Annotated in this window: 15 protein-coding genes and 1 tRNA gene; 6 read left to right on the forward strand and 10 right to left on the reverse strand. The window is 65.5% G+C overall.

Annotated features, from left to right (window positions below):
• Positions 1-24: 24 nt before the first annotated feature.
• Positions 25-1,254, reverse strand: a complete 1,230-nt coding sequence (locus BDOA9_RS26970) for a CaiB/BaiF CoA transferase family protein (protein ID WP_025037059.1) — start codon at positions 1,252-1,254, stop codon at positions 25-27.
• A gap of 160 nt (positions 1,255-1,414) precedes the next feature.
• Positions 1,415-2,614: an MFS transporter gene (locus BDOA9_RS26975; protein ID WP_025037060.1), complete on the reverse strand. Its 1,200-nt coding sequence runs from the start codon at positions 2,612-2,614 to the stop codon at positions 1,415-1,417.
• Positions 2,615-2,801: 187 nt separating this feature from the next.
• Here BDOA9_RS26975 and BDOA9_RS26980 point away from each other — a divergent pair, with 187 nt between their 5' ends.
• Both BDOA9_RS26980 and BDOA9_RS26985 read left to right on the forward strand, forming a co-directional pair.
• On the forward strand, positions 2,802-3,059 hold the full coding sequence (locus tag BDOA9_RS26980) for a type II toxin-antitoxin system Phd/YefM family antitoxin (protein ID WP_025037061.1): 258 nt from the start codon (positions 2,802-2,804) through the stop codon (positions 3,057-3,059).
• Positions 3,056-3,439: a type II toxin-antitoxin system VapC family toxin gene (locus tag BDOA9_RS26985; RefSeq protein WP_025037062.1), complete on the forward strand. Its 384-nt coding sequence runs from the start codon at positions 3,056-3,058 to the stop codon at positions 3,437-3,439. Before BDOA9_RS26980 ends, BDOA9_RS26985 begins: the two co-directional genes overlap by 4 nt.
• 25 nt (positions 3,440-3,464) lie before the next feature.
• Here the strand turns inward: BDOA9_RS26985 and BDOA9_RS39060 are convergent, their stop codons facing one another.
• Genes BDOA9_RS39060 through BDOA9_RS27000 form a run of 4 tightly spaced genes read right to left on the reverse strand, consistent with a single transcriptional unit; the run spans position 3,465 to position 5,731 of the window.
• A complete protein-coding gene (locus tag BDOA9_RS39060; RefSeq protein WP_192859617.1) occupies positions 3,465-3,635 on the reverse strand; it encodes a hypothetical protein in 171 nt (56 codons plus the stop codon).
• A 25-nt stretch (positions 3,636-3,660) separates the two neighbouring features.
• Positions 3,661-3,876, reverse strand: coding sequence for a hypothetical protein (locus BDOA9_RS26990; RefSeq protein ID WP_025037063.1), 216 nt, complete (start codon positions 3,874-3,876; stop codon positions 3,661-3,663).
• Positions 3,877-3,935: 59 nt separating this feature from the next.
• Positions 3,936-5,273 (reverse strand): PQQ-dependent sugar dehydrogenase, encoded by a 1,338-nt coding sequence (locus BDOA9_RS26995; protein WP_025037064.1) that lies wholly within the window; start codon positions 5,271-5,273, stop codon positions 3,936-3,938.
• On the reverse strand, positions 5,270-5,731 hold the full coding sequence (locus BDOA9_RS27000; RefSeq protein WP_042336789.1) for a DUF2231 domain-containing protein: 462 nt from the start codon (positions 5,729-5,731) through the stop codon (positions 5,270-5,272). The genes BDOA9_RS26995 and BDOA9_RS27000 overlap by 4 nt, the downstream gene beginning before the upstream one ends.
• Before the next feature lie 154 nt (positions 5,732-5,885).
• Here BDOA9_RS27000 and BDOA9_RS27005 point away from each other — a divergent pair, with 154 nt between their 5' ends.
• Positions 5,886-6,749, forward strand: a complete 864-nt coding sequence (locus BDOA9_RS27005) for a formate/nitrite transporter family protein (RefSeq protein WP_025037066.1) — start codon at positions 5,886-5,888, stop codon at positions 6,747-6,749.
• Between the two features lie 53 nt (positions 6,750-6,802).
• Here the strand turns inward: BDOA9_RS27005 and BDOA9_RS27010 are convergent.
• Together BDOA9_RS27010 and BDOA9_RS27015 are read right to left on the reverse strand one after the other, a co-directional pair.
• Positions 6,803-6,876 (reverse strand) — tRNA-Gly (locus BDOA9_RS27010).
• A 319-nt stretch (positions 6,877-7,195) separates the two neighbouring features.
• Positions 7,196-9,598 carry an ATP-binding protein gene (locus BDOA9_RS27015; protein WP_025037067.1) on the reverse strand — a complete coding sequence of 801 codons (2,403 nt, stop codon included), beginning with the start codon at positions 9,596-9,598 and terminating at the stop codon, positions 7,196-7,198.
• Positions 9,599-9,933: 335 nt separating this feature from the next.
• Between BDOA9_RS27015 and BDOA9_RS27020 the strand changes: the two genes are divergently transcribed.
• On the forward strand, positions 9,934-10,647 hold the full coding sequence (locus BDOA9_RS27020) for a substrate-binding periplasmic protein (protein ID WP_025037068.1): 714 nt from the start codon (positions 9,934-9,936) through the stop codon (positions 10,645-10,647).
• A gap of 75 nt (positions 10,648-10,722) precedes the next feature.
• On the opposite strand, the gene BDOA9_RS27025 is transcribed toward BDOA9_RS27020, so the two are convergent.
• Positions 10,723-10,908: a hypothetical protein gene (locus tag BDOA9_RS27025; RefSeq protein ID WP_025037069.1), complete on the reverse strand. Its 186-nt coding sequence runs from the start codon at positions 10,906-10,908 to the stop codon at positions 10,723-10,725.
• 208 nt (positions 10,909-11,116) lie between these two features.
• Between BDOA9_RS27025 and BDOA9_RS27030 the strand changes: the two genes are divergently transcribed.
• Positions 11,117-11,491: a YciI family protein gene (locus tag BDOA9_RS27030; RefSeq protein ID WP_025037070.1), complete on the forward strand. Its 375-nt coding sequence runs from the start codon at positions 11,117-11,119 to the stop codon at positions 11,489-11,491.
• On the opposite strand, the gene BDOA9_RS27035 is transcribed toward BDOA9_RS27030, so the two are convergent.
• Entirely contained in the window at positions 11,458-12,051 is a 594-nt protein-coding gene (locus BDOA9_RS27035; RefSeq protein ID WP_025037071.1) for a TMEM175 family protein, read from the reverse strand. The two genes, BDOA9_RS27030 and BDOA9_RS27035, sit on opposite strands and share 34 nt — an antisense overlap.
• A 121-nt stretch (positions 12,052-12,172) precedes the next feature.
• On the opposite strand from BDOA9_RS27035, the gene BDOA9_RS27040 reads away from it, so the two are divergent.
• Positions 12,173-14,230: an ATP-dependent helicase gene (locus BDOA9_RS27040; protein ID WP_025037072.1), complete on the forward strand. Its 2,058-nt coding sequence runs from the start codon at positions 12,173-12,175 to the stop codon at positions 14,228-14,230.
• The last annotated feature ends 11 nt before the right edge of the window (positions 14,231-14,241 follow it).

Genomic DNA, 14,241 nt, shown 5'->3' on the forward strand with positions numbered 1-14,241 from the left:
GGCCGCAAGACGCGGAAGAGAGCGTCAGATGATCCCCTGCTTCTTCAACTCCTCGATCTTCCCGGCATCGTACCCGAGCTTGCCGCCGAGCACCTCCTTTGTGTGCTCGCCCAGAAGCGGCGGGGCGCGGTAGTCCTTGATCGGGGTCTCCGAGAGCGTCAGCGCGTTGCGGACCAGCGACAGATCGGGCTCGAAGGGATGGTTGACCTTCACCCGCATGCCGCGCGACTGGACGTGTGGATCGGAAAACACCTGCTCGAAATCGTTGATCGGCCCCGAGGGCACGCCGGCCTCCTCCAGCTTCTCCAGCCAGTAGGCCACCTTTTGCTTCAGGAACAGGCCGGCGAAGATCGCCATGATCTCCTTGCCATGCACGACGCGGTCGTTGTTCTTGACGAAGCGCGGATCGCTTGCGAGCTCGGGCGCGCCGAGCACGGCGCAGGTGCGCTGAAACTGGCCGTCATTGCCGACCACGACCATCAGCTCGCCGTCGGTGCAGCGGAACACGCCGGCGGGCATGCCGCCATTGCCCCAGGTGCCACGACGCGGCGGGACCTTGCCGTTGACGAGATAGATCTGCAGCCAGTGCGACAGCGATGCGATCACGGTGTCGAACAGGCAGACGTCGATGTGCTGTCCCTGCCCGCCACTAGCATCGCGATGGTAGAGCGCCGAGAGAATCCCGATCGAGGCGTTCATGCCGGTCATGTAGTCGACGATCGACGGGCCGACCTTCATCGGGCCCTCGCCGGGCTCGCCGTCGATATGGCCGGTGACGCTCATCAGCCCGCCCATCGCCTGCAGGATGGCGTCGTAGCCGGCGCGCGGCGCATAGGGCCCGGTCTGACCGAAGCCGGTCACCGAGCAATAGATGATGCCGGGGTTGATCGCCTTGATGGTCTCGTAGTCGAGGCCGTAGCGCTTGAGATCGCCGACCTTGTAGTTCTCCATGAAGACGTCGGCATCCTTGGCGAGTTCGCGGACGATCGCCTGCCCTTCGGGCTTGGCGATGTTGACGGTGACCGACTTCTTGTTGCGGTTGGCGCAGAGATAGAACGAATTGTTGTTGTTGGCCTTGCCCTCGGGGTCGTTCAGGTAGGGCGGCCCGAAGGCGCGCGCATCGTCGCCGGTGCCCGGCCGCTCGATCTTGATCACCTCCGCGCCGAGATCGCCCAGCATCTGGGCCGACAGCGGCCCGGCCAGCACGCGCGTGAGGTCAAGGATCTTGATGCCTGAGAGCGGCAGGGCCGACATGTCGATTTCCTCCGGGGAACTGGATCTTGGCGCGGCGGCGGATCGCGAGGCCGCGCTTCCTGCCGATACCACCATTTTCGCGCGCTGAGCACTGCGCTCCGCTCATACGGCCATCCACCCTCGGGCCGTCGCGGCCGAATTCCGCGCCGCGACGATCGACTCAGGCCGCAACAGCCGACCTCGGCCGCCGGCGAGCAAGCAGAACCAGGATCAGCACCGCCGCGCAGGAGAAGACGAAGGCGAGGCCAAGCGCACCGCGACCGCCGAAGTGGGTGAGCAGACCGGCCAAAACAGGTGGAGAGAGCGCGGAAGCCAGATTGAGCGGCAGCGCGATCATCGAGGAGGCCTTGGCGAACTCGGCCTGGTCATAGAAGACCAGCGGAATCGTCGCCCGCGCCACCGCCATGGCGCCGCTGCCGGCGCCGTAGAGCAGGATGAAGGCGGCGACCGCCCAGGTCGCCCCTTCGCTCAGCATCAGCAGCAGCATGGCGACCGGGAGCGCGGTGCCGGCAACGAGCCCGGTCGTGATGCCGTCCCACCGCCCGCCGCCGAGGAAGTCGAGCCCTCGCGCGCTGACCTGAATCACGCCGAGCATGGAGCCGAAGGCGATGGCTTGCGCCGGCGCCAGCCCCTCGACCCGCAACAATTCGACAAAGATGGCGCTGAGACCGAACGAGACGAAAGCGTTGAGGGTGATCGCGGCGACGACAAGGCCGAACGTGCTGCGCGGAATTGGCGGCGCATCGGCCTTCCTGGCTTGAGCCACACCTGTCTCCTTCGCGACCGCCCGGCGCGGCGTTGCGAAGGCGTAGAGCGGAAGCGACACGAGAAGCAACATCGCGGCGTAGACCAGACACGTTCCGCGCCAGCCGAACTGTCCGCTGAGGAACGAGGTGGTCGGCCAGAAGATGCTGCCGGACAGTCCGGTCACCAGCATCAGCGCGCCGATCGCACTCTTGGCCTTTGGGCCTGCCACTTCGTTGAGCATGATATAGGCCCCGGTTGAGAGCGTGGCGCTGCCGCCCAGGCCGAGGACGACCCAGGCCGCGAAATAGAGCATCGGCTCGTGGGCAAGGGACAGAACGATGTAGCCCGGCACGGCCACGATCGTGCCCGCCATCATCACCTTGCGCGCACCATGCCGCGCAAACGCCTTGGCGAGCCAGGGCGCGCACAGCCCCATGGTCACATACAGCGTCGAGGTGCCCGCAAACACCATCGGCAGGCTCACGCCGAGGTCGGTGGCAAGCTCGCGGCCGACGATGGGCGGAAGCCCGATCGTCCCCCATCCAATGAGCTGCGTGATCGCCAGCACCATCAGGACGCCGATCAGCCGGCCGTCAGATTTCAAGAACTGCATTCCAAACGTTGCCTGCCCGGCAGGCGCAGGTTGCGCCAGCGCAAATCTCTTAGCGGGAGATCGCAGGACCGAGGAATGTCAGTTCCGAATGCCATGGGCGCCTGCTTCGCAGAGCGGCGGTCTAGGGGCTGATTGACATGGACCACTCTCTGGTCCATTTTATGGAAACGCGAGGAGGGACAATGCGATGCGGGTCTCCGTCACCGAGGCCAAGGGGCAACTGACCGATCTTGTCCGTCGTGCCGAAGCCGGCGACGAGGTGATCCTGACGCGACATGGACATCCTGCGGTGCGGCTCGTTCCGATCAAGCGTCCTGCCGATCCGGCGACCCGCCGCGCGGTGCTCGAGGCTGCCCGCAAGAGCGGCGCGGCCAAAGCTCTTCCCGGCCCGGATGCGGCGCGCAGTCAGGACTTTCTTTTCGGCAACGATGGATTGCCGGAATGATCGCAGTCGATACGTCGGCGCTCATGGCGATCGTCCTCGACGAGCCGCAAGCCGATGCCTGCATCGCTGCGCTTCAGACTGCGGACGAAATCCTGATCTCGGCCGCCACCGCTGCCGAAAGCCTGATCGTCGCTACGCGCCGCGGCGTGTCCGAAGAGATGAAGAATCTGATTGCACATCTCGGCCTGAACGTGATCTCGGTGACCCAGGCATCCGCCGAACGCGTGGCGCAGATCTACTCGCTTTGGGGCAAAGGCAATCATCCTGCCGGCCTCAACTTCGGCGACTGTTTCGCCTACGATGTCGCCAAGGAGCATGGCTGCGCACTGCTCTATGTCGGCGATGATTTTGCCAAGACCGATATCGCAGCAATCGCTTAAATCGACCAGGGCCGCCACGCCCGCCTCAAGCCGTGTGTCCGGGATCGACGTGCTTCGGCGTCTTCTTCTCGCGCTGCGGCGTCATCTTGGCCGGATCGGGCGCGCCCGGCACCCCGCGCGGGCCGAGCTGCTCGCGCTGGATGTCGTCTTCGGAGCGCGATGGCTCGACGCCGTTGGGTTCACGGGGCTTGGTCATCGCGGCTTCCTTCTCAAGCGTTGTCTTATGCGTTGTCCTGGACGCCGAGCGCGTTGCCTCCCGGCTCGCGCCCGGGCACGCTGACCTGGACTTCATGTCCCTCACGAAGGGCCAGGGAGGCCGCGGCGACTGCGGACTCGAACGCGGCTTCCTTGGTGGCGTAGGTATTCTTGACGTCGCCGTCATGCAGCACGCCCCATTCGTCCCGCACCGGCACGATGGCATATTGCGCAAGGCCCATTGTCCACTCCTGGCTACAGAATTCAGAAAAAAGGTCTGCACGATAACGCGCCGGCGGCCTTAACGTTGCGTCAGCTGCGGATGGGTCGCGCTTACCCGCCAGACCGTGTTGCCGCTGTCGTCCGCGACCAACAGCGCGCCTGATTTATCGATGGCGACACCGACCGGGCGGCCGCGTGCCTTGTTGTCGCTGTTGAGGAACCCGGTGACGACGTCCTGCGGTGGGCCGCTCGGCTTGCCGTCCGTGAACGGCACGAACACGACCTTGTAGCCGTTGAGGACCTGCCTGTTCCAGCTGCCGTGCTCGCCGACGAAGGCGCCGCCGCGGTAGGCGGCCGCCAGGCCAGTGCCGGTGTTGAAGGCGAGCCCGAGCGGGGCGACATGCGAGCTCAGCGCGTAATCGGGCACGATCGCCCTGGCGACGAGATCCGGCCGCTCCGGCCTGACGCGGGGATCGACGTGCTGGCCGAAATAGCTGTAGGGCCAGCCGTAGAAGCCGCCGTCCTTCACCGAGGTCATGTAATCGGGCACGAGATCGGGACCGAGCTCGTCGCGCTCGTTCACCACCGTCCACAACGCGCCGGTCTGCGGCTCGAAGCTGAGGCCGTTGGGATTGCGCAGGCCGCTTGCGAACACGCGCCAGCGCCCGCTGGCGCGGTCGATTTCGAGGATGGCGGCACGATTGTGCTCGGCCTCCATGCCGTTCTCGGTGATGTTGCTGTTGGAGCCGACACCCGCATAGAGCTTCGAGCCGTCGGGGCTCGCGGCCAGGCTCTTGGTCCAGTGATGGTTGATCGGCCCACCCGGCAGCGGCGTCAGCACCGTGCCTGATGCGGTGATCTTCGTGTCCCCTTCCGTATAGGGATATCTGACGATGGCGTCGGTGTTGGCGACATAGAGATCGTTGCCGACCAGCGCGACGCCGAAGGGTGAGTTGAGATGGTCGAGGAAGACGCTTTGCGTCTCCGGCACGCCGTCGCCATTGCTGTCGCGCAGCAGCGTGATGCGGTTGCCGGGCCCTGTGTCGTCACTGCCTGATGTCGCCCAGGATTCGATATACCCCATGACGAATTCCTTGGGCCGCTTGACCGGGGCGCCCTTCGGCGCCTTGGATTCCACCACCAGCACGTCACCGTTGGGGAGAACGTAAATGAAGCGTGGATGCTGCAGGCCGGTCGCGAAGGCCTTGATCTGCAGCCCTTGCGCGACCGTCGGCGTCTCGTCCTTCTTCCAGCCGACGATGCGCGCGATGTGGATCGGCGGCAGCAGATATTGCTGGATCTCGGGAAGTGCGGGGTTGGCGCCGATTTGCGCCTTGGGATCGCCGCTGCCGTCGTCGCAGCCGGCCAGGCCCAGCAGAGATGCGCACGCCAGCGCGCGGACAATCGCAGACGTCATCGCGCAACTCCCACGCCGTGGCGATAGACAAGAGCCCAGCCGAGCCAGCCCGTGATCGGCAGGATCAGCACGGTGAGCGCCGACAGAACCAGCCCGGTCGGCCACACCGAGGTCCAGCCATCGCGCATGTGGATCATGGTGTTGATGATCGCCAAGATCAGTGCCACTGCATTGCCGATCAGATGTGGCCAGGCCGGCGCCTGCGCCCGCACCCGCCGGTTGCCGAGGAAATCGATGAGACCCGCGACCGCTGCCAGCACGCCGAAGACGACACCGGCGAGCAGCAGCCAGGCCGAAAAATTCGCCCACATGATCTCGGCGCTGGCGACATAGGCGATGTCGGTCAGCAGCGCCCCGACGAAACACGTGATCGGGATCGGCACCAGCATGGGGTGAATCGGATGACCCGCGATCTGCGCGGTGGAACGCACGCGCTCGTCGTTTTGCACGGTTGGCATCGTTCAGTTTCACCTTCGCCCCTTGGCGAACTATCGCTTGCGGCGAAGGTTCCTCAGCGTCCTGCGTCGCAAACCGAGGCACCGCACCGCTCACGCGGAACTGAATGGGACATCCGAAAGTCTTGACTTGGACAATTCCTCTGGAGACCGCAGCGTGGATCAACCTGGCGACGGCGCCTCATTCAGCCCTGCATCCAAGCTCGACGGCGTGTCGCCCCGCCAGACCAGGCAGATCGAATCCCAGAGCAGGCCAAGCGCCGCACTGATCCATGAGACGATTCGCGCCGAAGGTGAGCAGGAGCTGGAGCGGCGATGGTGGGCCATCGTGCTCTCGGGCTTTGCCGCCGGTCTTTCGATCAGCTTGTCGCTGATCGTTCAGGGCGAGTTTCACGCGCTGATCTCGGACGAGGCCATACGGCGCCTGGTCGCTCCGCTCGGCTACACCGTCGGCTTCCTGGTCGTCGTGCTCGGACGACAACAGCTCTTCACCGAGAACACGCTGACGCCGATCCTGCCACTGTTGCACAACAGGGATCTCGGTACCCTGGGACGCGTGCTCAAGCTGTGGATGCTGGTTCTCGCTTCGAACATCGCAGGCACCTGGGCAGTCGGATCCGTGCTCGCTCGCACCAGCATCTTCGAACCGCGCATCGTGGACGCCTTCGTCGATCTCAGCCGGCCCACGATCGAGGGGACGTTCTCAACCACCTTCGTCAAGGCCATCTTCGCCGCCTGGCTCATCGCCTTGATGGCCTGGCTTCTTCCGGCCGCCAAAGGATCGCGCGCACACATCATCGTGGTGATGACCTATGTGGTCGCACTCGGCCAGTTCGCCCATATCGTCGCGGGCTCGGTCGAGTGCGCCTTTCTGGTGCAGAGCGGCCGGGCATCGTTCAGCCAATATGCTCAAGACTTCTTCATGCCGACGCTGCTCGGCAATATCCTGGGCGGAACGACCCTGGTTGCGCTGCTAAACTACGGACAGGTCGCCGCCGAAATCGACGAGCACAGGGAATAGAGCCTGCACGAAAGCGACTGCCTTGGACAGGAACGATAGTGCGCAACAGGCTTTGGAGCGGGTGAAGGGAATCGAACCCTCGTATTCAGCTTGGAAGGCTGCTGCTCTACCATTGAGCTACACCCGCGTGACGGGCTCCCTAACACGGCCGGGCGGCGGTCTCAACTGCCCATGAGGCGCCTTTGGGCGTCCTGCCCCCCTTGAGAACCCACCGCTGGTTCCTCCAGACCTCCCGCCTCTTAACAGCGGCGGGATCGCCGCCTATATTGGAGACTCCCGAAACCAACGAAAGGAGGTGATCCAGTGTCTTTTACCAAGCGCTGTCACCTCGCTGGGATCGCCCGCTAGGCTTCGAGTAGGGCTTGGCATCGGGGCGCTCTCAGCCCTGGACCAGCGAGCAAGAAATCGGGCGCGACGGGGCCTCCCCGCCGCGCCTTTTTCGTCTCTCAGGCGGGCGGCTCGCCGGCCAGCACCTCGCGAATTTTCTGCGACAGCTCCGCCTTCCGGTATGGCTTGAACAGCAGCGCCACGCCGGGATCGAGATGTCCTTCGTGGACGATGGTGTTGTCGGTATAGCCGGAGGTGTAGAGCACCCTCACGCCCGGCCGGCGGATCCTGACGGCCTCGGCCAATTCCTGCCCGTTCATGCCGCCGGGCATGATGATGTCCGTGAACAGGAGATCGAATCTGGCGCCCTGGTCGACCAGCGCCAGCGCGGACGCGCCGTCGCCCGCGGCGAGCGTGCGATAGCCGAGGCCGCCGAGTTGCGCGATGACATAGCCCTGGACCAGCGGATCGTCCTCCACCACGAGTATGGTCTCCTGCCCGCGCGCCGTGGCGGGCGCCTGAACCGGCGCCACCTTGGCAGCCGCCTCGCCCTTTGCCCGCGGCAGGAACAACCGCATCACGGTGCCGCGCCCCTCCTCGCTTTCGATCGCAACAGTGCCGCCGCTCTGGCGGGCAAAGCCGTAGACCATGCTCAGCCCCAGCCCGGTGCCGCGGCCGACCCCCTTGGTGGTGAAGAACGGCTCGAAAACACGCTCGCGGATGTCGGCCGGAATGCCGTGACCGGTGTCGCCGACGGCAATCATCACGAACGCGCCGCGCACGCCCTCGCCGGCATTCCCCGTGCCGTCGAGCTCGCGGTTCCCTGTCTCGAGGGTGAGCTTGCCGCCGCCCGGCATCGCGTCGCGCGCATTGACGGCGAGGTTGACGATCGCCGAGGACAGCTGCGACGGATCGACCATCGCCGACCAAGCCTCGTCGGCGAGCCGCGTCTCGATCTCGATTTGCTCGCCGAGCATCGGCCGCAGCAGCTTCGCGGTCTCGACCACGAGGGCGTTGACGTCGATCTCGCGCGGCTCCAGCGGCTGGCGGCGCGCGAAGGTCAGGAGCTGCGAGGTGATCTCCGCCCCACGCGCGGCCGCATCGTCGATCAATTGCGCGATCGCAGCCAGCTCGGGCTTGTCCGCCAGCCCCTCCTGGATGATCTCGATCGTGCCGGTGATGACCGTGAGCACGTTGTTGAAATCGTGCGCCACGCCGCCGGTGAGCTGGCCGATCGCGTCCATCTTCTGTGATTGACGCAGCCGCTCCTCGGTCTCGTGCTGCGCGGTGAGGTCGGTCGCGGAGCCGCGGTAGCCCAGAAAGCGTCCATCGGCGTCGAACACCGGCTTGCCATTGACGCTGAAATGATGCAACCGCCCGCGCGTGTCGCGTCCGCGATACTCGAATTTGCGGAACGGCTCGTGACGGTCCAGCGCCGCCAGATGCGCGCGCCATTTCTCGGCCTCGGTCTCGCGATCGAGCGCAGTATCGATGCGACGCGTGCCGATCCGCACCTTGGGATCCATGCCGAAGGCAATCACCCGGTCGGAGAGGTAGGTGAAGCAGTGGTCCGGCCCGGTCTCCCAGAACCAGTCGGACGCGGTCTCGGCATAGTCGCGGAAACGCTCCTCGCTCGCCCGCGCCTCCGCTTCGGCGCGCCGGCGGATGGTCAGGTCGCGCTCGAGATTGGCATTGGCCTCGCGCAGCTCGCCATAGGCCTGCTGGAGGTTCGCGCACATCGCGTTGAAGGCTTCGACCACCTTGTCCAGCTCGTCGGCGTCGGAGGGCGGCCGGCGCTCCAGGCGTAACGGCGGCGGCGGCCGGGTCAGGCTGTATTTGCTGACGAACTCGGCGATGGCGACCAGATGCCGCGTCACCAGCAGATGGAACATGTAGATGATGAACAACGAGACCAGGAACGTCTTCGCGGCCTGGCTCGCCAGAATGACCAGGGCCCGGTTCAGCAATTGCTGATAGACCTCGCTCAGCGTGGCCTCGACGTGAAGCACGCCGATCGGGCGAGCGGTCCCCTGCACGATGGTGTTCAACGGATAGTCGCGCGTGACGATCGAACGCGTGCCCGGCTCGCCGACCGCGATGCGGATCGGATTGGGACGATCGGCAATCTCGCGCACCCCGGCGGCGCGGATATCGGGCAGCCGCAGGATACCTTCGAGCTGAAGCTTGAGCTGGTTCTGGTCGAGATTCCACAGGCTTTCGCCGAGACTGCCGGTCGTGCTGCGGCCGATCTCGTCGAGCCGCGTCTCGATGAGACCGACCTCGCGATCGTAGTCGAGATAGAGCTGGAGCGCGGTCAGCGTCAGCGTCACGGCCGATGAGAACAGCAACACGGCCACGAGCAGGCGCGACCCGATCCCGCTGCGCAACCAGTTGAAGAACCGTGCCGGCAGCGATGCGAATATCGAAGGCGCAAGCGCGCCGATGTCGGTCAGACCCGGCTTCGTCGCCATCGGCGCGATGGCACGGCTGCGCTTGGCGTCCTCGTCACCTGCGTTGGCCATGCACCATGTCCCCGAAATGGCGGCTCGCTGCTTTGGTCGAGCGGTTGCAGTCTCGAGCAATCCATGGGTCGAGACGCACGTCTCGTCACCCGATGCAAGCGACGTCCCGTCGGGCCGCGAGCTCGAGGTCGGCAAGTCACGTCTTGCGCCCCGCAGCGGGACTGCTGGGCAAATTATCACTGCCCGTGCTAGAATGTCATCGGTGAAAGGCCGGTATGACTGGCGGGACGAGCGGGCAATGATCGTTGCGGCCGGGCGTACAGGCGCCAACTTGCGGTAGATCGCGCCGGCACCCGAATCCTGCGGTAGCGATGCACGGCCGAAGGAGACGCCTGATGTGGCGGCTAGCCGTCGCCTCCCTGTCGCTGCTCGCCACCGAGCCTGCGTTGGCGCAGGACACGATCCGGCTGGCGCGCATCGCCGACATCCCCGATCAATATGTCGGCGGCGAGATGCTGCGGGCCGTCTACGCCAAGCTGAACATCAGGCTTGAGTTCGAGGACGTGCCGGGCAAGCGCGCGCTCGCATTGTCGAGCGCCGGCGAGGTCGACGGCGAGATCCAGCGGATCGGCACGCTCTCGCGCGACTATCCGACGCTGGTTCAGGTCACGCCGGCGATCAACTACATCGAGCCGGCGGTGTTCGCGACCAAGCTGCGGTTCGAGGTCGCAGGTTGGGACTCGATCAAGGACTACAGCATCGGCATCGTCCGCGGCGTCGGCTCCTCGGAAGCCGGCACACGCGGCATGGCCCGCGTCACGGCGACCACAAGCCTCGAGAACATGGTCAGGATGCTCGATGCCGACCGTTTCGACGTGATGGTCACCGACCTCTTCAGCGGGCTTGCCGCGGTGAGGAAACTCAATCTGCAGGCCAGGATCTACCCGCTCTCGCCGCCGCTCGAGCGCATCCACATCTACCACTATTTGCATGAACGCCATCGCGATCTGGTACCCGAGGTCGGCAGGGTCATCGCTCGGATGCAGGCGAGCGGCGAGCTGGCGACATTGCGCGAGGCCCTGGTCAAGCAGGTCTTGAGCGGGCAGTGACGAATGCTGCGTCAGCCGGTGCGAAGCCGCTCGCGCGGCGCGACGGCGGCGATCAGCATGCCGGCGCACCAGGCTTCAGAAGCCGAAGATGCTGAACACGCGCCGCCGTTTGCCGCGCCGGCTCTCGACGATCCGCTCGCCGCCGTTCTCGGCCGAGCTGCCGTAATAGCGGTGATGGCCAGCCTGGTCGTGCAGATCGGCCGGCTCCGACTGTCCCGCCCGCCGCGCGTCGCAGATGATCTTGATGGTCTGACCCGACATTGCCGCCTCCAGCAAAAGCTTGTTGTTCGTGGTTCATCAGTCGCGGCGCGTTCCGGCGGCGTTCACATCGCACCGCCGCAATCGGGTTTCAGGACGGTTTCGCCGCTTGCCGGCCACGCAATATTTTGCTTCGGGAGTGTCGGCAGGTGCTGCCGTGCTGCGTCCTTGGGACTTGGGTAATGACCACGCGCAAAAAAGAGAGGTGATGATGCTCTACGCGATCCTGGCCTACCACGTGGAAGACGAAGTCATGTCCTGGACACCGGAGCAGGACGCCGCGGTCGTCGCCAAAGTCATCGAGGTTCAGGCGCCGCTGCGGGCCAGCGGCCAGTTCGGACCGGCGGCCCGGCTGGATGAGACCCGGAAGGCCCGCACCTTGCGTGGTCCCGGCGCGGGAATGGTGCTGGACGGGCCGTTTGCCGAGACCAAGGAGCAGCTTCTCGGCTTCCATCTGATGCAATGCGCCACCGAGGAGGAGGCGATCGAAGCGGCGCGGAAGCTGCGTGCGGTCAATCCGACGGCGGTGTACGAGATCCGCCCGGTCAAGCTTTACGTGCCGGCCGATGGGTTCGGCGCGACGTAGAAGCGCTGGATCAGGAGCCCGCCGAAGGCAAAAAACCAGACGAAGGGCGCGAGATGCGGCGCAAATGCCGCAACGATGGTGCCCGGAATGAACACGGCGACGGGAAACAGCGAAGCCATGATCTCGCGGCTCCAGCCGCCCAGGATGGTCCACCACAGCAGGGCATTGAGGCCGCCGATCGTGGTCAGGTGCAGGCCGTAGAGCACCGCCACGGCGCTGCTCAAGGTGTAGTTGGTGTAGAGCCCGTTGGTCACCGGCAGCAGCACGATCGAGAGCAGGAAGAACAGGTTGAGGACCACCATGCCGCGGCTGCCGATGGGCTGACGTGCCAGCCGGCGGTGATGGCTGATCCAGAACACCCCGGCGATGATGAAGCTGAGCGCGAGGCCGGCAAGCTTGCCGGAATAGACCCTGGCGAGATCGTTCCAGTCGGGCGCGCCGCTAAAGACCGCCGACTTGGGCAGATCATAGGCCAGCAGCGTCATGGCGACGCCGAAAATGGTGTTGCTGAGCGACTCCAGCCGCCGCATCTCGAATTGTTCGGGCTTGAGCTCGGTCATCTCGCCATGGGGTGCTGGAACCAAAGGGCTGTCTTCCCCTAAATCCTAATTCCAGTTCCGTCCAGCCGCATTGCGATTCGCAGCCAGATCGCCGAGTCTCATCCTTTCACCGGGGCGATTCGTGGCGACATATCTGGACACGCTCAATGCGGAGCAGCGCCGCGCCGTCGAGCATGGCGTGGCCGAGGGCTCGACCGTGGGCGGCCCCCTGCTCGTCATCGCCGGTGCGGGCTCCGGCAAGACCAACACGCTCGCCCACCGCGTTGCACATCTGATCGTCGCAGGCAGCGATCCCCGCCGCATCCTGCTGATGACGTTCTCACGCCGCGCCGCCGCTGAGATGGCGGGCCGGGTCGAACGCATCGCACGCAAGGTGCTGGGCGAGAACAACGCCGCGATCATGCGCGATACGCTGACCTGGGCCGGCACTTTCCACGGCATCGGCGCGCGGCTCTTGCGCGAATATGCCGAGCGGATCGGCGTCGATCCCGCCTTCACCATCCATGACCGCGAGGATTCCGCCGACCTGATGAACCTGGTCCGGCACGAGCGCGGATTGTCGAAGACCGAGAGCCGCTTTCCGGCCAAGGGCACCTGCCTGTCGATCTACTCGCGCTGCGTCAACGCCGAGATGGAGATCGAGAAGGTGCTTGGCCAGCACTATCCCTGGTGCGCGGGCTGGGCCGCCGAGCTGAAGGGCCTGTTCGCGGCTTACGTCGAGGCCAAGCAGGCCCAGCACGTGCTCGATTACGACGACCTGCTGCTGTACTGGTCGCAGATGATGAGCGATGCGCTGATCGCCGAGGAGATCGGCGGTCGCTTCGACCACGTGCTGGTGGACGAATACCAGGACACCAACCGTCTGCAATCCTCGATCCTGCTGGCGCTCAAGCCCGATGGAAGCGGCCTCACCGTGGTCGGTGACGACGCGCAGTCGATCTACTCGTTCCGCGCCGCCACCGTGCGCAACATCCTGGACTTTCCGCAAAACTTCTCGCCGCGCGCGGAGATGATCACGCTCGACCGCAACTACCGCTCGACGCAAGCGGTGCTGTCGGCGGCGAACGGCGTCATCGGCCTCGCCCGCGAGCGCTTCACGAAAAATCTCTGGACCGACCGCAGCTCGGGGCAGAAGCCGCAGCTCGTCACCGTGCACGACGAGGCCGACCAGGCGCGCTACATCGTCGAGGCGGTGCTGGCGAACCGCGAGCAGGGCGCGCTGCTCAAGCACCAGGCGGCGCTGTTCCGGACCTCCTCGCATTCCGGTCCGCTGGAGATCGAGCTGACCCGGCGCAACATTCCATTCGTCAAGTTCGGCGGACTGAAATTCCTCGATGCCGCGCATGTCAAGGACGTGCTGGCGCTGCTGCGCTTCGCCGAAAATCCGCGCGACCGCGTCGCCGGTTTCCGTATCCTGCATCTGTTGCCCGGCATCGGGCCTGCGACCGCACAGCGCGTGCTCGACCAGATGGCGGAGAGCCCCGACCCGCTCGCCGTGCTCGGCCAGCTTCCAGTGCCGGCGCGCACCGGTGCGGACTGGACCGACTTCGTCCGCACAGTCGAAAATCTGCGCTATTCGGAATGGCCCGTCGATCTCGAGCGCGTGCGGCTCTGGTACGAGCCGCATCTCGATCGCATGCACGAGGATGCCGAGACGCGCCGCGCCGATCTGATGCAGCTCGAGCAGATCGCGAGCGGCTATGCCAGCCGCGAGAAATTCCTGACCGAGCTCACGCTCGATCCGCCGGATGCGACCAGCGACAAATCAGGCCCGCCGCTCCGCGACGAAGATTACCTGATCCTCTCCACCATCCACTCCGCCAAGGGCCAGGAGTGGAAATCGGTGTTCGTGCTCAACGTCGTCGACGGCTGCATGCCGTCCGATCTCGGCGCCGGCACTTCGGCCGAGCTCGAGGAGGAGCGCCGCCTGCTCTATGTCGCCATGACCCGCGCCAAGGACGATCTGCATCTCGTCGTGCCGCAGCGCTTCTTCGTGCACGGCCAGGCCGCCAGGGGCGACCGCCACGTCTACGCCTCGCGCACCCGCTTCATCCCGGAGCAATTGGTCTATTTGTTCGAGCGCAACGCCTGGCCGAAGGCAGCTAGCGGAGCCGCGCGCACCGCGGCGCAGGGGCCGAAGATCGACATCGGGGCAAGGATGCGGGGGATGTGGCGGTAAGACTGCCACGA

Source organism: Bradyrhizobium sp. DOA9 (genome assembly GCF_000617845.2).
Lineage (GTDB): Bacteria > Pseudomonadota > Alphaproteobacteria > Rhizobiales > Xanthobacteraceae > Bradyrhizobium.